A 22219-nucleotide genomic window follows, 5' to 3' on the forward strand; every position below is an offset into this window, starting at 1 on the left:
GGTGACTAGCGTTCAAATCTCCTAAACGCTGGATGCATTCTTTCACTCGCAGCCTCTACAGAATGATCGCCTTCACCCAAAAGCGGACACTGAGCACCACGTATTTGCCTAAGGCCTACCGCGTGAGTAGAATGCGATTAATTATCAATCATGTATTTGCCGGGATTCCGATGCGTAGCGATGAAACACTAGGTACTGCAGATCTAGGGCTGCTCTATCGAACCCACCACTCGTGGTTACACGGCTGGCTAATCCGACGCATTGGATGTCGCGACAACGCTGCAGATTTGGCGCAGGACACCTTCGTACGTCTGCTCAAATCCCGTCAGTCCAGCCCCTTGCGCGAACCACGCGCCTATTTGAGCAGTATCGCCCGCGGACTGATGATTGATCAGTATCGTCGTCGCGAACTCGAACGTGCGTACTTGGAAAGCATCACGTTGCTGCCTCAACATGAGGTTCCCTCGGAAGAAAGCCGGCTGATGATTCTTGATGCGCTCGATCGCATAGACCGCATGCTCGGTATGCTTAAACCAAGAGTTCGCCAGGCATTTTTATTTGCCCGACTCGACGGTCTAACCTGCGCGCAAATAGCCGAAAAGCTGGGTGTTTCCCGCGCGACGGTGGAACGCGACCTGGCCACGGCCCTGCAACACTGCTATCGCTTGCGTTATGTCGAGGCGTGAGCCGCAGGCGCTCAATCCGGCCATTGTTGAGCAGGCAATCCAATGGCTGGTGCGCCTTCGCTTCAATCAAGCCGATGAACAGACACAGCGCACTTTTGAGCACTGGCTGCAGCAGCACCCGGAGCATGTGGTGGCGTGGCAGCGTGTGGAAACGCTTGGGGATGAATTCGCAGGCGTGCCAGCTCAATTGGCCCGACAAACCCTTAATGGCACCAATCATGGAATGCGGCGGCGGGAAAGCCTGAAGCTACTGGGCATATTGGCGACTGTTGGCGCTGCAGCCTGGCTCGGCCGGGACTATACACCCGTACCCGCCATGCTTGCGCAGCAGCGCAGTAGTACCGGCGAGCAACGACGCTTCCAACTCGATGATGGCAGCCTTATCCAGCTCAACAGCGATAGCGCCGTCGACAGCGATTTCGACGCCCAGCGACGCCTGATAATCCTGCGACGTGGGGAAATCATCGTGAATGTCGGCGCGGATCAACACTCGCCTCGAGCACGACCGTTCTGGGTGCAATCACGTGACGGGCTCATCCGCGCCCAGAGTTCCCGCTTTCTGGCACGCGAGCTGGACGATGGCACTCTGGTCGCGGCTCAGGAAGGATCAGTCACGGTTTTCCCCGGCTCCGGTCAAACTCCTGCGAGCCGCAGCGTCCAGGCAGGAAATCACCTGCTGTTCACATCAAGTGGCGCCCGAATGTTCAGGGACAACGGCCTTGATCTATGGAGCTGGGGTGACGGGGTGATCAGTGCGCGCAATATGCGCCTCAATGATTTCATCGCGGAGTTGTCGCGTTATCGCCCCGGGGTACTGCGCTGCGCCGAAGAGGTCGCTGATCGTCGCGTTTCCGGCACCTTCCAGCTCGCCGACAACGATCAGGTCCTGGCATTGATCGCGCAGTCACTGCACTTGCACATTGATTATCGGACCCGTTATTGGGTGACCGTGACCGCTGCCACCTGAGCCCATCATAACTTTGTGCTACCTGAAAAATAATGAGGTAGCTTCTCATTCTCGTTCGACCTCTAAGGAAGGCCGGAATACAGGCCAGTCTGCCGATGTCCTTTCTTGGAGCGAGAAAATGAGTTCGTCCCCTGTTTCACAGCGCCATCCATTAAATCGTGCCTTGCACGGTGCGATTTTGGGTTTGATCGTAAGCAGCTACGCATTGCCATCGCTGGCGCAAACGTCGAGCGCTGACCACAGCAATCAAGTGAAACAGTGGAACATCGCTGCCGGCCCACTGGCACCGGCGCTTGACCGCTTTGCGCGCGAAGCTGGCATCAGTCTTTCCTTCGACGCGTCGAGTGTAGTGAACCGCACCACTGCTGGCGTGAATGGCACGCTCGATACGTCGGCAGCGCTGTCATCGTTGCTGCAGGGGAGCGAATTGCAAATCGAACAGCAAGGTCCGAATGCCTATCTACTGTTCCCTCAACCAAAGCCCGCCGGCCCGCTGGAGCTCGACGCAACAGACGTCGAGGACTACCGCCTTGCCCCCCTCATCATCAATGCCAAGGTCAGGGTCAGTGCCGACGACGACGCCAACTCGGTGGTCGCCAAGGAGCTCTGGGTTGGCGGCAAGGTGGCAACCAGCATTCTCAATACACCGGCCTCGGTGTCGGTTGTTACCAACAAGGAAATGGAGCAACGCAGCGTCAGTACCACGGAAGAGGCGCTGCAATACACGCCGGGCGTGGTCAGTGACTTCTATGGTACGGATGACCGCAACGACTATTTCCAGATCCGGGGCTTCCAGGCTACTACCTACCGTGACGGCTTGACCCTGAGTTCGATGCGCGGCGTACGCGAAGATCCATTCGCCTATGAACGCATAGAGATTCTGCGTGGCGCCAACTCCACGCTGTTTGGCCCAGCGGACCCGGGCGGTTCGGTGAATTTCGTGACCAAACAGCCGCGCTTCGAGCAGTTTGGCCAAGGCTATGTGACCTACGGTTCGTTTGACCATGTCGAGACAGGCATCGATGTGGGGGATGCGCTGAACGACGAGAAAACCTTGGCTGGCCGCTTTACTGCCAAAGGTCAAAACAGCGACCGCGAGTACGATCACTCACAGGACGACAATCGGTTGGTGATGGGTGGCCTCACCTGGGCACCCACGGATTACACATCAGCCACCGTGATTCTGGACTATCTGAAAACTGAAAGTTCGCCCAACAGTGGCGGCTATCCGCTGGACAAGGAATACGACCGCAGCAAGTTTTATGGTGAGCCCAGCTACAACTTTCACGATGTCGAGCGCACCAGCCTCAGCGGTAACGTCACCCATGACTTCGACAACGGCTTCGTACTGCGCAGCAACCTGCGTTACAGCAAATTGACCGATGATTTTGGCTACGTTTACATCAGCGACAGCGCCGCACGTGTCGGTACTAGCGTTGACCGGTATCTGTTTGGAACGGACAGTGAGGCCGACCAGTTCAACGGCAATCTGATGCTGCAATACGATGCCCGCTTCGAGAACATCGACAGCAGTAGCCTGGTGGGCGTGGAGTACCTCGATTCGACCACCAAGGAAAGCTCGGTCTACGCCCTGACGACCCCGATTGACATTGCAAATCCCGTGTTTACTGGCGTTCCACGCTCAATCACGCCGTATGCCGTCAACAAGCGAGACGCGACCACCAAGGCCGTGTTCCTCCAGCAGAACCTATCGTTCTACGAGCGTTTCATCGTCACCGGGGGTATGCGCAACGACTCGATGGACCTTACCAGCAAAGGCTTGCAATCCACTGAGAAAGACAACTTCTCCGAAACCTCCTACCGAGGTGCGTTGACCTACATCGTCAACGATGAGGTGTCCACCTATGTGAGCATGGTGGAATCCGTCTCGCCGCCTCAGGTTGGCGTAACACCGCAGACGGGCAGGCAGTACGAAGTGGGCGTGAAGTATGCGCCGATGGGGATGGACGCACTGTTCTCCGCAGCCGTTTATGACTTGACCCAGGAAAACGTCACCATCGCCGTGGTGCTGCCGAGCGGCATCATTGAACAACAAACGGTGGGCGAATCGCGGGCGCGTGGCCTCGACCTGGAGGCCAAGGCGCAGGTGACGCGGAACCTCAGCCTGATTGGTGGCTACTCCTATATGGAGTCCGAGGTACTGCGCGGTTCGTTGTACGACGGCAGCTCCCTGAAGGGTAATGAGTTCACCACGGCACCCAAGCATTCCGCTTCGCTGTGGAGTTATTACGACGTGCCTGGCACTGATGTCAGCGTTGGCTTGGGTGCGCGCTATGTCGGCTCTTACTACTTCGATGCAGCCAACTCCGGCAAAAGCGATGGCACTACGCTGTTCGACGCCGCCTTCAACTACGAGATCGCCAAGGGCACCGACCTTGCGGTGAACGTCAGCAACCTGCTGGATGAGCAGCACGTGGTCGGTTCCGGCACAGCGAACTTCTACAACCCGGGTCGCGAGATTACCGCCAAGGTGAGTTACAGCTGGTAAGCAGGCGTTTAAGCCTTTTCCCCATATAGGAAGCGGTGCCCGCTATACGGCGGGCACCGTCAACTTGGCCATCATTGTGCGAGATGAAAAACAAGGGCGTTCGATTTTCATCGTTACGCGCCAGCTGTTAACTAAGCGCCAGTAGCGCGAGATAACATCAACCTGTTTTCGAGCATCTGCTTTCGGCCCAGAGTGTGTAAAAACGCTTTCGCAAACCCTTGCTATGACTTCTGAGGATTTCATCGCAGGGACCGCTCATGAAGCGCTTTATCCAAGGTGAACATCGAGGCCAAGGTACCTTCCTTCCGGAGAGCCTCGACGATTACGTCAGCGATACCAATCCGGTGCGCGTAGTCGATGTCTTTGTCGACGAACTCGACCCGATCAAACTGGGTTTCGAGGGCGCCATACCGCCTGATACTGGCCGGCCGGCTTACCATCCCGCAATCCTGCTGAAGATCCACATCTACGGTTATCTGAACCGCATTCCATCGAGCCGGTGTCTTGAACCAGAAGCCCAACGCAACGTCGAGCTGATGTGGCTACCAATAGCGGCCCTTCGGACTTGCCCTAAAAGCTCGCCTGCTGACCGGTCAATGCAGATAACGAAAACTATGCATGTTAGGCGGAGTATCGGCTTTAATGTCGGAGCAGACTCAACTGCTCACGGCGCAGGATTTCTATAATTTGCGAGATGTGATGCACGCTATCGGTGGGTTCCAAGTTCTGAACCCCTGTCTAAATCAAGGACGACAACCCATTGAAAACAGCTCTCGGCGCCCTGCTTTTAACGTGTCTGACGACCAGCGCTCTCGCTGACGTCAACTCTGTCGGCTTCCAATCCTACACCCTACCGGACCCACGCAATGAGCGTCCGCTGGAGATGGTCGTCTGGTATCCCAGCACAACGACCGCCACCCCACAGTTGATCGGCGACAATGTGGTGTTTGTCGGTGCTTCTGCGGTTCGCAACGCGCCGCCCTCTGCTGGCGAGCACCCATTGGTGGTGCTCTCCCATGGATTCAGAGGCAATTGGAACAATCAGAACTGGTTGGCGAGTGCATTGGCCCATAAAGGTTACATTGTCGCAGCGGTCAACCACCCCGGCACCACGACCCATGATCGAAGCCCGCAAGCGGCCGCGCAGTTATGGCAGCGGCCCATTGACCTGCATCGGGCCATTGAGGCGGTCACCACTCAACCTGAAAAATTTGGCGTGACCACAAAGCATCAAATTGCTGTAATAGGCCATTCACTAGGCGGCTGGACTGCAATGGAGATCGCCGGCGCTCGTTTCGACCCAGCCCTATTTGCCCGTGACTGCGAACTCCATCCGCAGTTATCCAGTTGTACCATTTATCAAAAGATCAACTCGGAGGGTACTCCGGTATTAAAGGCTGGTCTGGCCGGCGATTTGCGCGATCAACGGGTCACCGCTGTGGTTTCTTTGGACCTGGGACTCTCGCGCGGGATGACTGATGAGAGCCTTGCGGCACTGCCGGTGCCGGTGCTGGTTATCGCTGCCGGTGCACCATCGGTGGAACTGCCTGCTCAGTTGGAGTCCGCCAACCTGGCCACACGCCTGCCCCAAGCGTCCAGCCGCTATGTCGAGATCAGTGACGCCAGCCATTTCAGCTTCTTGCCGATTTGCAAACCAGTTGCAGTGGCATTGCTCGAAGAGGACATTCCTGGCGATGGGATCATTTGCGGGGATGGCGACAATGCTCGCCCGCGCGAGGTAATTCAACAGCAGGTTACGTCACTGATCACCGAGTTTCTGACGCAGTCCGCGAACAACAAAGTGGAGTTCTAGGATTGCTGGCACTCGGCAACTCAGCAGACCTGAAATTTGCGTAGGAGCCAATTTTTGTGTCGAATCCAGCCACCTATTACGATCAAAACGTTTCTACACAGCCTCGGCCAAAAGCAGACCCTCAGCGTGCGTGTGGCCCGCCTCTACACGGCACTTCGTCGCAAATTACTTACTCATACGGTCGACTGTGATTGATCAGAACTGCGCTTGGCGGGTAGCAATCGAATACAATCAGTCAGCCACTGCGCGTGCCGTCCTAAACAACAGCTTTCATACGGAAATAGACTGTGGCAGCCATCACCGCCACTGCAATCACAGCTAGAAGGCCCTCGCGTTTCAACAGGTGCCAAGGCAACCGTCCGATCCTCAGTTTTAGCGCTCGTAATGCTCGAGTCCACATTGAAGCCCTGCCGCCGCTCAGTGCGCCATTCGTGAAGTAGATCGTACCGAGGAACACCACCACTGGGCTTGCCCACCGCAGCCACAGGACATCACTGGACCATAAGCATGCCAGGGCTGCGGGCACTGCGCTGGGGAGTACGTGGCGCAGCAATAGGAGCCCAGCGCCTCGCCGGTACCAGCGGCGCGGGAGTAACCATCGACTGATCAGCACATCCAGGCGGCCCGCTACCACAGCTACCATAGCCCAAACGTGGTATGCCTTCATGCCGATCCAATTCACGAACAACATCATCAGCGGCATTAAAACCACCACGCCCAGCACATCGTTCTTTTTCGGCCCGATAGTCCCCGAAGCGACAAGAATTGCAGACAGCGCCAACCACAGGAATAGGTAGACCCCTCGATAGCTAGTGGGCGGTAACCAATCCCGCCAGTTGTCGAGTGGTTGCAACCCAAGACGCTGGGGCACTTCAGGATATTGATATTCGATGGCTTGGCCGAGCTCTGCAAAACGTTGCCAGTCCAGGGCGCTAAAGCCGTCGGCCATTTCACGACGACGGCCGTCAGTCATGGGCTTGAACAGCATAGCGGCTGCCTGCCCGTGGATTTTATCGTCGTCGAACTTGGCCAAATCACTGAGTACGGTCTCTGACAAGGCTTGTGCCTCGCACTGCCGGATCAGGCGATCCCAGCGCCAGTACTCGCAGGGTAGGTTGCCCTGGGTTTCGTCCCAGCCCATCACTTGGCACACCCCATCGAAGAAGGCTGGCGACCATCCCTCTGCGGATTCGAGCCAATCCAATATGTTCTGCTCGAACTGCTGCCGGCGCTCGAACGGCAATAGCCAGTCGCTGGCCAGCCAGAGGCGTAGCGCGTCCATTACTTGACGATCTTTGCCCTCAGTCAACCACTGCTGCATCTGGCCCAGGGACGGTTCCGGTGGGCTGGCGGTAGTTGGAATATCGACGCGCTCTCTGTGGATGACCAGCGTGGGATCTTCCGCCGGCTGGTAGCGCTCGGGAGTTGACGCGCTTACGGCTGACGGGGCGTAAACGACTTTCCTTCCGGCCTGCGCACGCCAGCGCGCCTCGGCCAACGAGGCTTCATAGGCTTCACGAAGGCGCTGGAACTCATTGGGGTTTTCGTCTGGGCGGTGGATTCTGAGCAGCCGTGCATAGGCGCGTTTGATGCTGCGCTCGTCCGCGTCCGGGGTGAGGCCCAGCACTTGCCAATGACTCATGACGGCTTACCCCTCTTGCTCGAAATGAGCAAGGCGCTGGATAACATCGCCACGGGCTTTACGGATCCGGTGTTCATCCTGGGTATCGAGCACTTGCTGAAAATGGTTCGCCAGCCCGGCGATGTACTGCCGGCCATCGCCAAGGCTTTCTTGATAAAGGCGGTCCAATCGAGCCAGCAGCAGGGTATTGATCTGCTGGTCGCGCGGGTGCACTTTCAGCGCTTCGAGGGCGGCCAGCCGTTGCGCGATTTCCTCGGGAGCCAGTACGCCAGGATTGTTCTCGATAACCAGCCGGCGGGTTTCGCCATTGATGGGCAAATGCACCTGGGCTTCGAGCAAACCGTTATTGTCGTAGGTAAAGCGTACGTCCAGCGTGACCTCGCCGGCCTTGCGTGGTGGTACGGGAATTTCCAGTTCACCGAGGAAAATGTTGTTGGCCACCAACCGGCTTTCGCCCTGGTAGATACCCAGCCTGACCACCTTCTGGTTATCGCTGACGGTCGACACGTCACGGGAACGGCTCACGGGCACCACAGTGTTGCGCTCGATGATTGGCAGGTAGTGACCGCTTTGGTAATCGGTGCCTAGCTGTACTACGGTCTCGATCCCCAAGGTATAGGGGCATACATCGGTAAGAACCACTTCCTCGAGGGAAGCATGGCGCGCCTGCAGCGCCGCCTGGATGGCCGCTCCCTGCGCAACAACCTCGTCCGGGTTGAGTTGCATTGCCGGAATTCGCCCGAACAGAGTCGCGACCAACTTACGTACCAGGGGCATGCGCGTGGTGCCGCCCACCAACAATATTTCGTCCAGATCCGCGACCTTGATCCGGGCATCGCGCAGCGCACGTTCGATCGGCGTGCGCAGGCGCTCCAACAAAGGCTGGACAATGTCCGCCAGGTCACTCTGGGTCAGTTCCAGACTCCACTCCCGCGTTTGCTCGCGAAGGATAAAGTGGGCGACTTGCGCTTGCCCCAATGCATGACGAACCCGCTGAGCCTCGCGCCGCAACCGCTGTGCTATGGCGGGGTGGGTTGTGTCGGGAAGATCAGCGACACCGATTCTGGCGATGAAATGCTCCACGAGCCGGTCATCGAAATCTTCCCCCCCAAGAAAGTTGTCCCCCGCGCTGGCGCGCACTTCCATGACGCCCTCGAACAGCTCCAAGATGGACACATCGAAGGTGCCACCACCGAGATCGAACACCAGGAAGGTCGTTTCGTTTCGCTCTTGAAGGCCATAGGCCAAGGCTGCTGCAGTAGGTTCGTTGATTAGCTTTTCGATCTTCAGTCCGGCCAACTCACCAGCAATACGAGTGGCCTTGCGCTGAGCGTCGCTGAAATACGCAGGTACGCTGATCACCGCTTCGTGAACAGGTTCGCCTAATGCACGCTCGGCATCGGCCTTGAGGCTGCGTAGCAACATCGCCGAGAGTTCTTCCGCACGGTAAGCGCGCCCGCTCAGTAACGTTTCACGGGCGCTGCCCATATAACGCTTGAATAGAGACGTAGTGAGGTGCGGGTGGGTATGCAGCCGTTCGCGGGCAATTTCCCCGACGATCAGTTGGCCGTGGTCGTCGAGGCCAACCACGCTGGGTGTGAGAAGATTGCCCAAGGCATTAGGGAGTAGCCTGGCGCTTTCGCCATCCCAAGCAGCCACTAAGCTGTTGGTAGTGCCCAGGTCGATACCTATGATCACAGTCACTTTTCCTTAAATGAGGCGACCGCCCAGCAGCGGAACTTGGTCGTAGGCCCAGACATTACACTGGACGCGGTTACGGATTCACGGTCGGAGTTATCGGCAGAGCTAAAGGTGGCTTTAACCCGTCCGCAATACCTTTTGCGGGATCGGAGAACATAGCCAACATCAATCAAGTACGCCAGCGATACCAGACACTAATCCTCACCACGTTGCGAGCAATCGCCAACATGCTCCCGCGTGTTGGTACCCAAAATCGCGACGACCTTATACAAACCCTGCGCAGTAATCACCTCATCCACTCACGCCGGCATGTAAACCGGCCCTAGGAACAGTCAAAAGCCCGCGCTAAGTATCAATTGCAAAGGACCAATTCGAGACGAGCCCTAACCCAAAAATCGCCTGCTGGCTGCTACTCCTTCCCCCTGCTCACAGGTCAACTCACAATTGGCTGCTATCGGCCCAGAGTGTGTAAAAACGCTCACGACCTCATCCTCTTGGATTATCGACACTCGTTGGCTGAGGGATTGCCCGATCGATGCTGCCTGTCGCATCGGTTGTGACCTGGAGCACATCAGTGCGGCTTTTACAGCCTCTAGGACGGGCCAAAATCAGCATTTTTTAGGCCGACAGCGCCTTCATCGAGCAGCCGATCAACCTGGGTGACATCCGCGACATCGGCCGCCGTGCCGATCAGGCCGTGGACCAAACCGGAGTCGGCATCCACGCCAATGTGCGACTTCATTCCGAAATAGTATTGGTTTCCTTTCTTTGTCTTATGCATTTCGGGATCACGTTTACCGTCCTTGTTCTTGGTCGAACTCGGTGCATGAATGATCGTCAACGGATAGGCCGTACGACTGCCTTCGCCCTTCGGATAGTGCGGTTCAATCAATGCAATCGGGCCTTTCCAGGGCACCACCTGATCCATCTCGATCAGCAAACGCTCGCGGCGGGTCCTTTTCCTGGCGCCAAAGCCTCAACCGTAAAACACCCCGAGCGATACACCGTACGGAACTGCATGCCCTGTCTTTGCAGCGTCTTGCGCACGGTCCTCAGGAACATACCGTGGGAGACCACGACCGTGGTCTCCCCGGTCGTAGTGCACGCGGTATAAAGCTCATCGGCCACCCCCACGGCACGCAGGTGTTCCGATCTTCGGGATGCGGCCCCCAACGAAATACCCATCAGCCATAGCACGCGATGCAAGGCAAACCATTGCCTCAAGCCCATCTTCAACAAAGGCACGCGACCCAGCCGCAGGTCGAACTCCTTCAATCGGTTGTCTTGCCGGATACGTCCGGCATCGAACAGCCGGCAGGCCGTGGCATAGGCTCGATTGATCGGCGATGAAATGATGTTCAGCCCTGGCGTCATCAGCGGCCCGGACAACTCCGCACGGCTCAGGAAGTCGGCAATTTCGGCCTCGTCGATCGACGAAGTCTGGTTGTACTCATCCAGCAGCACTTTGGCCGAGACAGCACCGCAGCGTCCGTAGTCGATCAGGGGGGTGGCATGGCGTATCAAATAAATCATAGTAAATAGACACCGGTGACAATGGCATTGCCGACCATGAACAAGAACGGTGTATCCCACGTGTGAGGGGACTTCGCTTCGGCCAGGGTCAGCGCGAGAGGAAAAACGGCGCACAGCAATACGAACTGATGCCCTACGAAGTAATCCTTGAACAACACTGATTATCATCACAGGCCAGGACATACACTGTGTCAGAACGATCAAAGGCATCTAATTCAATCCCTTTTTCACAGGGCAAAGGCCAACCTAACTCTTTAACGAATACCTGATATCTATATTTAGCCAGCGCAATTTCCATTCCTGGCAAAAGATCGCTAACAGTCCCTGTTACCGCGGTCAGCATAACTACCTCCTGACGAAGATTATTCCGCCAGTACAACAAACCGGGGTCTGTGTGGGTAGCTGCCCGAATGGGCAGGTCAGGTAAATCAGCGAGTCGCCACAAGATACTTCTTGAAAACACCGAATTGTATCTACGACAAAAGAATAATGCCGTCTCTTGCCAGCTTTTCTAGCACTTTCGTACTAAAAAGTGCGCCATTAGCTCTGCCAGCTATTGCTCTGTCTAGACGCGTCGGCGATGCCGAATGTTTGGAAGCGTCGGGCTGCAGGCCTTATCGGTCTGAAGGATTACCATCGGAAGGCCACTACATCTCCCGACAGCGTTTTAATCCTGTATAATGAGCCCCGCTCTTGTCACGGAAAGAGCGCTGACCACGGAAGGTAATATTGGTGATTGATTGGCGTGAAGACTTTATAGCGCTTGTGGCTGGCTGTACTTACGAAAACCAGCTATTTAACGAGCTCGTTAAAATTACAACAGACTTAGGCTTCGAGTTTTGCTCTTATGGGTTAAGACTAAGTTCGCCGTTAGCGCCGGCGCAATATTTTCTGCTTTCAAATTACCCGGACGCCTGGGAAAAAAAGTACATTGCCGGCGATTATTTCTCCCAAGACCCCACCGTTGAACATGGACTGACCCGTTCGATTCCATTGCGCTGGTCTGCGCAGCAGCAAAATCCAGGGCGCGGGTTCTGGGAAGAAGCGCGGCATTACAACCTCAACCATGGCTGGTGCCTTTCTTCGCGGCGTGAACATAACTCGATCGGTCTGCTCTCCGTCTCCCGCTCAAGCGAACGCATTTCAATACAGGAAATGGAAAGCAAAGAGACCAAGCTGATTTGGCTGACTCATCTGGTACATGAGGCCATGGCGCAGTTTTTCTCCGCAAAAACCATGGTCGATACTTACAAGCCAATGACCGCCCGGGAGAAGGAAATCCTCAGGTGGACGGCATCGGGAAAAACCTATGTCGAAATCGGGATCATCCTGAACATCGACATACGAACGGTGAAGTTCCATCTTGTGAATGCGATGCGCAAGTTGCGGGCGTCGAACAAGACTGAAGCGGCGGTCAAGGCGTCGTTATCTGGCTTGTTGTCCTGAGACGCAAATGTTCTGAAGCTCGAATGATGACCACGCCTCTCATGGGTCGTCGCCGCTCATGCGTTGATAGCCCAGGCCCACGCATGGCCCGCCAGGCTGTAGGGAACATCGCGCCGAAGGCCTGGTTGTCGAGGCCTCGAAAGTTGCCGTCCTCGGTGCTGCGCGCGGATACCCACATGACCTCCAGGTCCTCAGTCCTCCATGATTCGTTCGAATTTTTCATGGAGCTTATCAATAGATACGACAGGATAATGTATCAAGCCTGTTGATCGCTTTTCACAACTAGTAAATAAGGTCACGCTTGCTCCCAAGCCCCAACGGTGGCCTAGCCCCGGAATGGGTAATATGAATCGCCCTTCCTGCGAATACCGAAAGTTTCAACGCTGAGGCAGGGCTCACCAACAACAAAATGCAGAGCTGATTTATTTACACAGGTGACTTAGATTCTGCGCTCCGCACCAGATCAATCAACCAAGTACGGAATGCCACGACTTTTTTCGAGTCGGCAATTTCCAACGGCGTCACCAAGTAGAATCCCAGATCGGACTTCAACTTGAGATTGAATGGCGCAACCAGTTTACCGCTCTTCAAATCATCATCGACATAGGTGGAGCGCCCGATGCACACCCCTAACCCGTCAATGGCAGCCTGCACTGCCATCATTGCCAGATCGAACGTTAGCCGCGTGCCTTCTGCGAGTTTCTTCGGTTGCCCTGCTGCGCTCAACCACATATTCCAGTCGTTGCTGGTCATGCCGCTGACCTGTAAAAGCGTGTGGCTGGCCAGATCGACCGGGCTTTTCAAGGCTTTTTGACCGGTCAGGAGCTTGGGGCTGCACACAGGATATATCTCGTCGGACATGAGCCAGTCCGCCCGTAACCCCTTCCAGTCGCCGACCCCATAGCGGATGGCAGCGTCGATCCCACCTTTGCGAAAATCGACCAGTTCGGTTGATGCAGTGACCCGCACGTCAATGTTGGGAAAAGCATCTTGAAAGGATGCCAGGCGGGGCAACAACCACTTAGACGCCAGGGAAACCAGGGTGCTAATAGTCAATGCGCTGTTGTTGGTCGACTCGAGCAACATTTCCGTGGAATAGCGTAATTCATGAAACGCCGAGCGAATGCCAGGCAAATAAGCATGACCTTCGGTGGTTAGCGCCAGACCATCCTTGAGCCGCAGAAACAGGCGAATACCCAGTTCATCTTCAAGTCGTCGGATCTGATGACTGATGGCCGTCTGCGTGACATTGAGCTCCTCGGCAGCCTTGGTAAAACTCATATGGCGAGCAGCAGATTCAAACGCTTTCAATCCATTGAGGGAAGGAATTCTAACAGCCATAAGATTCTGTAATGCTCATGAGATTTTGTCATAAGGTAGCATTGAAGAAGTCCTTTGCAAGATGTCTGCATGGTCATGGATCCTAGCGCTGCTCTCGAGCCACAACGGTTTGACCGGGCATGTTTAACGATTGATATCGCCATAAACTCGTCGATTTCCCTCCCTTCCAACAGTGTCTGAACAAGGCTCACAGCCGTTTCAGACCTGTAACGGCAACACGTTCGGACACGCGCCGCCCGCTTAATACGGAGATGCATATGAAACTGTACTTTGCCCCTATGACCTGTTCCCTGTCGCCACACATCGTGATGCGTGAGCTGGGCCTGCCTTTCGAACTGATCCGAGTCAACAACAAGACCAAAGCAACGGCAGACGGGCGTGACTTTCGCGACATCAACCCAAAGGGATACGTCGCCGCACTGATGCTGGATAATGGCCAAGTGTTGACCGAAGGTCCGGCCATCGTGCAATACCTGGTCGATCAGGTTCCGGGCAACTCACTGGCACCGGCCAACGGCACCTGGGAGCGCACGCGTTTGCAGGAACTGCTGAACTTCATCACCTCAGAAATCCATGGCGGTAGCGCACCGCTGTTCAATGCCGATATCCCTGAGCCCACCAAAGAAATCTTCCGCCAGAAACTGTTCAAGCGCCTGGACTACCTGAACCAGGGCCTGGTGAACCAAGACTACCTGCTGAGCGCCTTCGGCCTGGCCGATGCCTACCTGTTCACGGTGCTGAAGTGGCTGCCGTTCTTCAATATCGACATCAAGAACTGGCCTGAACTGGCGTCGTTCATGGCGCGCATGGAAGCACGTCCAAGCGTGCAGGCCGCCATTGCCGCAGAAGAAGCAACACAGCCGGTTTAATCACGGATGACAGAAGCTGGTCGATGCTAGCTTCTGCCTTACTTCAACTTGGATGAAGTCCCCTATGCAGACAATTGAACGCGCCCCAAGCGGCCACGCAGGAGGTAGCCGTTCCTGCGCCTACGCAGATATCGTTTACACCGTGGCAACTTCCGCGGACACCTCACTGGACATCGTCGGCCAGACTCACCAAGCCCTCGCCGCGTTGAGCATCAGCCTCAAAGGCCTTGGCTCTCACGCTTCGCGCATGCTATCGGCTCAGGTGCTGCTGGCAGACATGGGCAGCAAATCCACAGTCGATGAAATCTGGGGCGGATGGATCGGCGACAACCCTCAGCACTGGCCCCAGCGTGCCTGCTACGGTGTCGATCTAGGCGGCAAACTTCTGATTGAAATCATCGTCACTGCGGCGCGAGGAACGGCTAATGACGCATAACGATCAGATCGACCTGGTCATTCGGACTTGTGAGGCACAACGCAGTGCCGCCATGCTCGGCGGGCACCTGGATATCTTCAGCTACTTGTTCCACCCGGACCTGACCTACATCCACGCCACTGGTGTGGTGGACGATCTCAAGAGTTATCTTGAGAAATGCCGTTCTCGGGAGTTCATCTATCACGCCCTCAATCATCAGATCGACAATGTGACGCGGGTGGGTGACCTAGCGATCGCGTTAGGTGAAATGGTCACCATAGTCACCTCCGGAGGAATAAGAAAACATCTGCACAATCGAACGCTCACGGCGTGGCAGAAAACCGGTGAGCAATGGCAACTACTGGTCTACCAGGCGACACCGCTCAAGCCGGCCGTGGTACTCGAGACATCGTGAGCGATCCGACGCACGCCCATAGGTCGAATAGCCCTTAATCGTGCCCCCGCGAGATCGGTGCGCGAGCGGGGTCAAGTCTCATGGCGTTGAGCCAACCAATGAACTTAATGAATGCCCCCCACTGAAATGTCCGAACATTCATCAGTCAGTGTATCCAGCGCTAAGGCATTCTCAGCACACAAAAAAAAGCCACTCATCTGAGTGGCTTTTTTCTGAATCTTGGAGCGGGAAACGAGACTCGCATCTGGTGTCCGACCCATTGAAATCTAAGGGGTTTCTTTTCTTGCCAGAGCAGGAAAAGACTTAATTCTGGACTTGTTTTTGGGGCGTATCAAGGGTCAAGAAAGCGGGATTCCGGGCTGTACCATTTCTCTCAACCCATAGCCAACCGGACGGGAAGCGTCCATGAACGATATCTGGAAAAATACCTTGAGGGGTTGAGCCAGGAGGCCAGCGTCCCGGCGAGGGAGGAGCACTGAGCATGCTGCAGCATAGGATTCCAATGTAGCACGCGCCGACATTGTCGATACTCTCAGGCTCTCCCAGACGCAATTCGGCGACCAAGCACGTCAGCGCTATCGGGCGCTAATCCTCGCGGCGCTGCAAGCTATTGCCGACATGCTCTTCGGCTTGGCAGCAACGAACGCATTGAGTTTGCAACTGGTCTTCGCAGCTATCACTTCATCTATCACGTCAGCAGGCCAAACACGCCCATAGGACGGTCAAAAGCCCGCGTCATATCGTGTTTTATCGTATTACAAACGGTGGTGTGGTCGAAGTCGTCGGACTTATTCATGAGGTCCATGGGCCCGCAGCTGCACTGCCTAGGGACCAATCACTGACCTAACAAGTCGTAGCTTTACCGGCCATGGACAGCAGAGGTAGAGCACCCTCCTCTACATCTCAACCCGAGCGCCCTCGCAGTCAGCCGAGTCGCAATCGCCGGCGGCTTCATTGTATACTTCGGCTCCGCATACCCCTTGAGCTACAGGAACATCAGCATGACTGTACTCCAAACGATCTACTGGCAGCCTACGCCGCCTTAGCGCTACGCCCCCTCGCAACACCTTGCTTCCGCTAGCCTCGCTCGCGGGCGCGCACTGCTGTACGCCTGGTTTTACACCTTAAGCACACAGCAAAGAATCCTCAAAATTTGAATTTGTATCGATTCGCTCGCCATTCCCTTGGCGTGCGCGATGCTTTGCCTTGGATATTTCTATGCTGCAAAAACTTAGACAAACGTGGTTTTCCAACGTCCGTGGCGACGTGCTCGCGGGGCTGGTGGTCGCACTCGCGCTGATCCCGGAAGCCATCGCCTTTTCCATCATCGCCGGCGTAGATCCCAAAGTCGGTCTCTACGCCTCCTTCTGTATCTGTGCTGTCATCGCCTTTGTCGGCGGTCGCCCCGGAATGATCTCGGCGGCGACAGGCGCCATGGCACTGCTGATGGTTACGCTGGTAAAAGAGCATGGACTCCAGTACCTGCTGGCCGCGACTCTACTATGTGGCGTACTTCAAATCCTTGCCGGCTACCTGAAGCTTGGCTCGTTGATGCGCTTTGTTTCACGCTCGGTAGTCACCGGCTTCGTAAACGCATTGGCGATTCTGATTTTTATGGCGCAATTGCCTGAGCTGACCAATGTCACCTGGCATGTCTATGCCATGACCGCAGCGGGCCTGGGGATCATCTACCTGTTTCCGTATGTACCGAAAATCGGCAAGCTGATCCCCTCTCCATTGGTGTGCATTCTGACGCTGACTGCCATCGCCATTTACCTCGGTTTGGATATCCGCACCGTCGGTGACATGGGCCAACTGCCTGATACGCTCCCGATCTTCCTCTGGCCTGAAGTTCCGCTGAATTTTGAAACCCTGCGCATCATTTTCCCGTACTCGGCTGCGTTGGCAGTAGTGGGTCTACTCGAATCAATGATGACCGCGACCATCGTCGACGACCTTACCGATACCACCAGCAACAAAAACCGCGAGTGCAAAGGCCAGGGTGTGGCCAACATCGCTGCCGGCATGCTTGGCGGCATGGCAGGTTGCGCCATGATCGGCCAGTCGATCATCAACGTGAAATCTGGTGGCCGCACCCGTCTCTCGACATTGTGTGCCGGCGTTTTCCTGCTGCTGATGGTGGTATTTCTTGGCGAATGGCTCTCCAAAATCCCTATGGCGGCACTCGTGGCTGTGATGATCATGGTGTCCATCGGCACCTTTAGTTGGGATTCTTTGCGTAATCTGAAAGAGCATCCGCTGTCGACCAACCTTGTCATGGTGGCGACCGTCGTGGTCGTCGTGGCCACTCACAACCTGGCTTACGGCGTACTGGTAGGTGTGCTGCTGGCTTCGCTGTTTTTTGCCAATAAGGTCGGGCACTACCTGGATATCAAGAGCACTCTGGAAGAGACGAAATCCCATCGGACTTACCACGTCGTGGGCCAGGTGTTCTTCAGCTCTGCGGACAAGTTCACTGAGGTTTTTGACTTTAAGGAAGCGCTCAACAAGGTCACCATCGATCTCACACAGGCGCATTTCTGGGATATCACCGCCGTCGCAGCGCTGGATAAGGTCGTGATCAAGTTCCGACGCGAAGGCGCTGAGGTTGAAGTGCTCGGTCTCAATGAAGCCAGCGCAACAATCGTTGACCGCTTCGGCGTGCATGACAAACCCGGTGCCATCGACAAGCTCATGAGCCACTAAGGAGAACGACAATGACCCACGTAATGGCATGCATTGATAACTCACAATCCTCATTGGCGGTCTGCGATTACGCAGCATGGGCCTCGCAACGACTCAGCGCTCCCCTGACCTTGCTTCATGTGCTGGATAAGGAGAAATATCCTGCATCCGCTGACCTCAGCGGCAATATCGGTCTCGGTAGCAGAGAACATCTACTGGAAGAGTTGGCCACGCTGGATGCGCAGCGGGCAAAACTGGCCTTGGAGCATGGGCAGCACATGCTTGAAAAAGCTCGCGAGCGAACACTCATCTCTGGCGCCATATCACCTGATCTGAAGCAGCGCCATGGCCATCTCGTCGAGAGCCTGAGCGATCTCCAAGACGATATTCGATTACTGGTGATTGGAAGAGTCGGTGAGGACAGCACTCGCAGTGCCCAAAGTCTTGGCAGCCAGATTGAAGCGGTAGTCCGAACTATCCACCGCCCCATCCTGATCACCGCCAGCCACTTTAAAAAACCTGAAAAAGTCATGCTGGCATTTGACGGAAGCGCCACGGCTCATAAGACCGTGCAGATGTTTGCCTCAAGTCCACTGTGCACAGAGCTGCCGATTCATATCGTCATGGTTGGAGCAGATTCCGAAGACAACCGAAAAGAGCTGGAGAAAGCACGAAGTACACTGGTGTCGTCTGGCATGAAGACTGAAGCCGAGATCCTGCCAGGTGAGGTAGAGACGGTTCTGCAAGCCTATCAAGCCGAGCATATGATTGACCTGTTGGTAATGGGCGCGTACGGACACTCGCGTATCAGGCAGTTCCTGGTGGGCAGCACGACTGCGACGATGCTTCGAACAGCCACCCTTTCGGTGCTAGTGCTTCGCTGATTGGTAGGCGTTCAGCGTTCTAGTCGAGATGTTATCGCTTAAAGCGTAGCGGCAAGCCTTGGCAGTTACCTTGCACGCGCCCCTGGTGCCAGGCCACTTGGCCGGACACGAACGTGGTGCGCACTCTGTGCCGCATGCTTTGGCCTTGAAATGGCGTCCAGCCGCAATGGGCGAGCAGCGGGTCGGCATGCACCGGCCTCGGCTCGCTCAGACGCTCGATCAGGCACAGGTCAGCCCAATAGCCTTCGCGTAGAAAACCGCGCTCTTCAATGGCAAACAGCTTGGCAACCGCATGGCTGGTTTTCTCCACCAGGGTTGTCAGCGGCAACACGCCGTCGGCGACCAACTCCAGCAACGCGGGCAAGGCGTGCTGCACCAATGGCAGACCAGAAGGAGCCTGGGCGTAGGGGCACTGTTTTTCTTCCAGGGTGTGCGGGGCGTGGTCGGTGCCGATCACATCCAGCCGACCGCAAAGTAAGGCCTGGCGCAGGGCGTCACGGTCGGCGCGGGTTTTGATTGCCGGATTGCACTTGATCAGGTGACCAAGCAGCGCGTAGTCGCTGTCATCGAACAACAGATGATGGGCGCAAACCTCGGCGGTGATGCGCTTGCCGGCCAGCGGCCCGGTACTGAACAACGCCAGTTCTCGCGCCGTAGTCAGATGAAGCACATGCAGACGGGTGTTGAAACGCTTGGCCAGGGCCACTGCCAGGCTGGACGACTGATAGCAGGCTTCGGCGTCGCGAATCAGCGGGTGCATGGCGGGCGGAATCTGCGAGCCATAGCGCACGTGGAATTCGGCTTCGCGTTCGCGGATACGTGGCGTGTACTCGCAGTGGGTCAGCAGAATCGTCGGGCAGTTAGCGAACAGGCGCTCCAGGGAGGGCAGGTCATCGACCAGCATGTCGCCGGTGGATGCGCCCATAAACACCTTCACCCCGGCCACGCGGTTGGGGTCCAGGGCGGCAACGGTGTCCAGGTTGTCCTTGCTGACGCCGAAGTGAAAACCGTAGTTGGCTTTGGAAAAGGATGCGGCGCGGTGCTCCTTGGCGACCAGGGCTTCCAGGCTCAGGGTCGGCGGATTGGTGTTGGGCATATCCATCACGCTGGTGATGCCGCCGGCTACCGCCGCGCTAGATTCGGTGGCGAAGCTGCCTTTTGCCGGCGAGCCGGGGTCACGGAAATGCACCTGATCGTCGATCATCCCCGGCAGCAGGAACTGGCCAGCGGCGTCGATTTCGACGTCGGCATTGCGCCCGCCCATGCTGCTGGCGATCTGTTCGATACGGCCATTGCGCACCCATACATCAGCGTCGAACTCTCGTCCTTCATTGACCAGGCGGGCGTTGCGGATGACTACGCTGCTCATGCTCAGAACTCGTTCTGCAGGGCTTTGTAGCCGCGCACCAGATCGATGTTGGTGCGCGCCACGTCCTCGGAAAACTCGCTGGCCGAGACGCTGACACGCGGCAGGCTGGCCAGGTCGGTCTTTGGCCCGATACGCTGAGTGGAGGTGACGTGAAAACCAGCCGGCAGATCGCAACCGTCGACCACCGCGTTATGTCGTACCACGCAACCGTCGCCAACGGTGCAGTTGAACAACACGCTGTTAAAGCCGATAAACACCCGATTTCCAACCTGGCAAGGGCCGTGGATGATTGAGCGGTGCGCAATGGAACTGTGCTCGCCGATAGTCACCGCTGCACCGGACTTGGAATGGATGACCACCCCATCCTGGATGTTGGAATTGGCCCCGATGACGATGGGTTGCATATCACCGGTTTCGTCCACTTCATCAGCACGTATCACCGCATAGGGGCCGACGAAAACGTTGTCGTGAATAATGACCTTGCCGCAGATGATCGCGGTTTTATCCACGTAGGCGGACTCGGCAATGACCGGTAAATGGCCGGAAGGGTTTTTGCGAATCATGGCTTCTGCTCTGTAGTTGGATTGTGCGCAGGCACCGGGTCATACCCCCCCGGATGCCAAGGATGGCAGCGCCCCAGGCGACGCACAGCCAGCCAGGCACCCCGAAATGCGCCATGGCTTTGCACGGCTTCGATGGCGTAATGCGAACAGCTCGGATAGAAGCGGCACCGCGGCCCGAGCAAGGGGCTGATCAGAAATTGGTAGAGACGTACGAGGCCAATCAACAGGCGCTTCATGGCGCCACGCTGATGACTGTCACCCGGTCATTGCGGATGGCGTTGTAGAAGCAGTTGGGTCGCCCGGTGTGGCAGGCCGGGCCCTGTTGCTCGACGAGCAGCAGAATGGCGTCGCCATCGCAGTCCAGACGCGCTTCGATCAGGCGTTGGTGGTTGCCACTGGTCTCGCCCTTGCGCCACAGTTGCTGGCGCGAGCGCGACCAGTAGCAAACCTGGCCGGTGGCGAGCGTCTCATCCAGCGCCGCACGGTTCATCCATGCCAGCATCAGGACCTCGTCTGTGTTGTGCCGCTGGGCGATGGCGCCGATCAACCCGTCAGCGTTCCAAGGGATGGCGTTCAGTACGGTGGCCAGAGGCAAATTATCACCGCACCGTTTCTGTTCGAGTTCGAGCCATAAATTCATGAGTCTGGAACCGTATCGGAGTCGAGTTTTGACCTGGAGCCAGCATCAGGACCGATCAAAGCCGCCCTGAGATTGGCTGAAGTTTCGTTAGAGCGGGCGACGTTGCCCAACTGCTTCATCGCCATAATGTTACACTATAACATTATAGGAAATCTTTCTTTGATGTCAGCTATTGGGCACGAAGGAAGCTTCGGCGATCCGAGGCAATCGCATCCTCTGCGACTTCCACATATTTATCGGTTTTCGTCGTTTCAAGGCTGGCTAAAATCAATAGGAGCGGTCCATCCCCATGCCCACTGTACTTACCGAGGCCGAGCTGCTCGCGCTGCCGGCAGAGGACTATATGAATGCGGAGCAGCAGCACTTCTTTCGTGCTCTGCTGTTGAACCAACGCGGCGAGCTACAGGCGCGTATCGCCGAAGAGTTCGAAGGTTTGCGCGAATGCGAAGCCAATAGCGATCCCGTCGACATCGGTAGCGCTGAAGAGCAGCGTCAATGGCAACTGCGCTTGTTGGAGCGAGAAAAGAAGCTGCTGGATAAAATCGATCGAGCACTGGACCGCCTGGCCCGCGGAGAATATGGCTGGTGCCGGGAGACGGGTGAGCCCATCGGACTCAAGCGTTTGCTGCTACGGCCTACCGCAAGCCTGTGTATTGAGGCCAAAGAACGCGAGGAGCAACGCGAAAGACACCTGCGCCACGACTTGCCCTGACTTGAAACTATTGCTTAATGGATGTCATA

Annotated in this window: 20 protein-coding genes and 3 pseudogenes; 13 read left to right on the forward strand and 10 right to left on the reverse strand. The window is 56.4% G+C overall.

Features of this window, described 5'->3' with window-relative positions; genetic code table 11:
• Positions 1-170 precede the first annotated feature (170 nt).
• From GKKCFE_RS14665 to GKKCFE_RS14685, 5 genes and pseudogenes are all read left to right on the forward strand, one after another.
• Complete coding sequence (locus tag GKKCFE_RS14665) at positions 171-686, forward strand: sigma-70 family RNA polymerase sigma factor (RefSeq protein WP_445578046.1); 516 nt, start codon at positions 171-173, stop codon at positions 684-686.
• Positions 673-1653, forward strand: a complete 981-nt coding sequence (locus tag GKKCFE_RS14670; protein ID WP_445576711.1) for a FecR domain-containing protein — start codon at positions 673-675, stop codon at positions 1651-1653. The genes GKKCFE_RS14665 and GKKCFE_RS14670 overlap by 14 nt, the downstream gene beginning before the upstream one ends.
• 118 nt (positions 1654-1771) lie before the next feature.
• Positions 1772-4162: a TonB-dependent siderophore receptor gene (locus GKKCFE_RS14675; RefSeq protein WP_445576712.1), complete on the forward strand. Its 2391-nt coding sequence runs from the start codon at positions 1772-1774 to the stop codon at positions 4160-4162.
• 257 nt (positions 4163-4419) lie between these two features.
• A pseudogene (locus GKKCFE_RS14680) lies at positions 4420-4707 on the forward strand (transposase); the annotation flags it as partial.
• 215 nt (positions 4708-4922) lie between these two features.
• The gene (locus GKKCFE_RS14685; RefSeq protein ID WP_445576713.1) at positions 4923-5975 is read left to right on the forward strand and encodes an alpha/beta hydrolase family protein; all 1053 of its coding nucleotides are present in this window, start codon (positions 4923-4925) and stop codon (positions 5973-5975) included.
• Positions 5976-6231: 256 nt separating this feature from the next.
• Here GKKCFE_RS14685 and GKKCFE_RS14690 read toward each other — a convergent pair whose 3' ends face one another.
• From GKKCFE_RS14690 to GKKCFE_RS14710, 5 genes and pseudogenes are all read right to left on the reverse strand, one after another.
• On the reverse strand, positions 6232-7617 hold the full coding sequence (locus GKKCFE_RS14690; RefSeq protein WP_445576714.1) for a J domain-containing protein: 1386 nt from the start codon (positions 7615-7617) through the stop codon (positions 6232-6234).
• Positions 7618-7623: 6 nt separating this feature from the next.
• Positions 7624-9315 (reverse strand): Hsp70 family protein, encoded by a 1692-nt coding sequence (locus GKKCFE_RS14695; protein ID WP_445576715.1) that lies wholly within the window; start codon positions 9313-9315, stop codon positions 7624-7626.
• 628 nt (positions 9316-9943) lie between these two features.
• A pseudogene (locus GKKCFE_RS14700) lies at positions 9944-10258 on the reverse strand (transposase); the annotation flags it as partial.
• Positions 10252-10851, reverse strand: coding sequence for a histidine phosphatase family protein (locus GKKCFE_RS14705; RefSeq protein ID WP_139049693.1), 600 nt, complete (start codon positions 10849-10851; stop codon positions 10252-10254). The pseudogene GKKCFE_RS14700 and the gene GKKCFE_RS14705, both read right to left, overlap by 7 nt.
• 133 nt (positions 10852-10984) lie before the next feature.
• The gene (locus GKKCFE_RS14710; protein ID WP_223194377.1) at positions 10985-11194 is read right to left on the reverse strand and encodes an acyl-homoserine-lactone synthase; all 210 of its coding nucleotides are present in this window, start codon (positions 11192-11194) and stop codon (positions 10985-10987) included.
• A gap of 389 nt (positions 11195-11583) precedes the next feature.
• On the opposite strand from GKKCFE_RS14710, the gene GKKCFE_RS14715 reads away from it, so the two are divergent.
• Positions 11584-12297: a LuxR family transcriptional regulator gene (locus tag GKKCFE_RS14715; protein WP_445576716.1), complete on the forward strand. Its 714-nt coding sequence runs from the start codon at positions 11584-11586 to the stop codon at positions 12295-12297.
• A 426-nt stretch (positions 12298-12723) separates the two neighbouring features.
• Here the strand turns inward: GKKCFE_RS14715 and GKKCFE_RS14720 are convergent, their stop codons facing one another.
• A complete protein-coding gene (locus GKKCFE_RS14720; RefSeq protein WP_445576717.1) occupies positions 12724-13638 on the reverse strand; it encodes a transcriptional regulator GcvA in 915 nt (304 codons plus the stop codon).
• A 257-nt stretch (positions 13639-13895) separates the two neighbouring features.
• On the opposite strand from GKKCFE_RS14720, the gene gstA reads away from it, so the two are divergent.
• The 6 genes and pseudogenes from gstA to GKKCFE_RS14750 all read left to right on the forward strand — a co-directional run bounded on the left by gstA (position 13896) and on the right by GKKCFE_RS14750 (position 18906).
• Complete coding sequence (gstA, locus tag GKKCFE_RS14725; RefSeq protein ID WP_445576718.1) at positions 13896-14507, forward strand: glutathione transferase GstA; 612 nt, start codon at positions 13896-13898, stop codon at positions 14505-14507.
• Positions 14508-14571: 64 nt separating this feature from the next.
• The gene (locus GKKCFE_RS14730; protein ID WP_445576719.1) at positions 14572-14943 is read left to right on the forward strand and encodes a Rid family hydrolase; all 372 of its coding nucleotides are present in this window, start codon (positions 14572-14574) and stop codon (positions 14941-14943) included.
• Entirely contained in the window at positions 14933-15337 is a 405-nt protein-coding gene (locus tag GKKCFE_RS14735; RefSeq protein WP_445576720.1) for a nuclear transport factor 2 family protein, read from the forward strand. Before GKKCFE_RS14730 ends, GKKCFE_RS14735 begins: the two co-directional genes overlap by 11 nt.
• Before the next feature lie 519 nt (positions 15338-15856).
• A pseudogene (locus GKKCFE_RS14740) lies at positions 15857-16184 on the forward strand (type II toxin-antitoxin system RelE/ParE family toxin).
• A 371-nt stretch (positions 16185-16555) separates the two neighbouring features.
• Entirely contained in the window at positions 16556-18043 is a 1488-nt protein-coding gene (locus tag GKKCFE_RS14745) for a SulP family inorganic anion transporter (protein WP_214994481.1), read from the forward strand.
• 11 nt (positions 18044-18054) lie between these two features.
• Positions 18055-18906: a universal stress protein gene (locus GKKCFE_RS14750; protein WP_445576721.1), complete on the forward strand. Its 852-nt coding sequence runs from the start codon at positions 18055-18057 to the stop codon at positions 18904-18906.
• 31 nt (positions 18907-18937) lie between these two features.
• On the opposite strand, the gene GKKCFE_RS14755 is transcribed toward GKKCFE_RS14750, so the two are convergent.
• From GKKCFE_RS14755 to hisI, 4 genes are read right to left on the reverse strand one after another with little or no spacing between them, the layout of a single operon-like run.
• Complete coding sequence (locus tag GKKCFE_RS14755) at positions 18938-20275, reverse strand: dihydroorotase (RefSeq protein ID WP_445576722.1); 1338 nt, start codon at positions 20273-20275, stop codon at positions 18938-18940.
• A 2-nt stretch (positions 20276-20277) separates the two neighbouring features.
• Positions 20278-20838: a gamma carbonic anhydrase family protein gene (locus tag GKKCFE_RS14760; protein ID WP_420232900.1), complete on the reverse strand. Its 561-nt coding sequence runs from the start codon at positions 20836-20838 to the stop codon at positions 20278-20280.
• Entirely contained in the window at positions 20835-21074 is a 240-nt protein-coding gene (gene yidD, locus GKKCFE_RS14765; protein WP_175360070.1) for a membrane protein insertion efficiency factor YidD, read from the reverse strand. The genes GKKCFE_RS14760 and yidD overlap by 4 nt, the downstream gene beginning before the upstream one ends.
• On the reverse strand, positions 21071-21478 hold the full coding sequence (gene hisI, locus GKKCFE_RS14770) for a phosphoribosyl-AMP cyclohydrolase (RefSeq protein WP_445576723.1): 408 nt from the start codon (positions 21476-21478) through the stop codon (positions 21071-21073). The genes yidD and hisI overlap by 4 nt, the downstream gene beginning before the upstream one ends.
• A 289-nt stretch (positions 21479-21767) precedes the next feature.
• On the opposite strand from hisI, the gene dksA reads away from it, so the two are divergent.
• The gene (gene dksA / locus GKKCFE_RS14775) at positions 21768-22190 is read left to right on the forward strand and encodes an RNA polymerase-binding protein DksA (protein ID WP_445576724.1); all 423 of its coding nucleotides are present in this window, start codon (positions 21768-21770) and stop codon (positions 22188-22190) included.
• Positions 22191-22219: the final 29 nt, after the last annotated feature.

The organism is Pseudomonas sp. E141 (genome assembly GCF_052659885.1).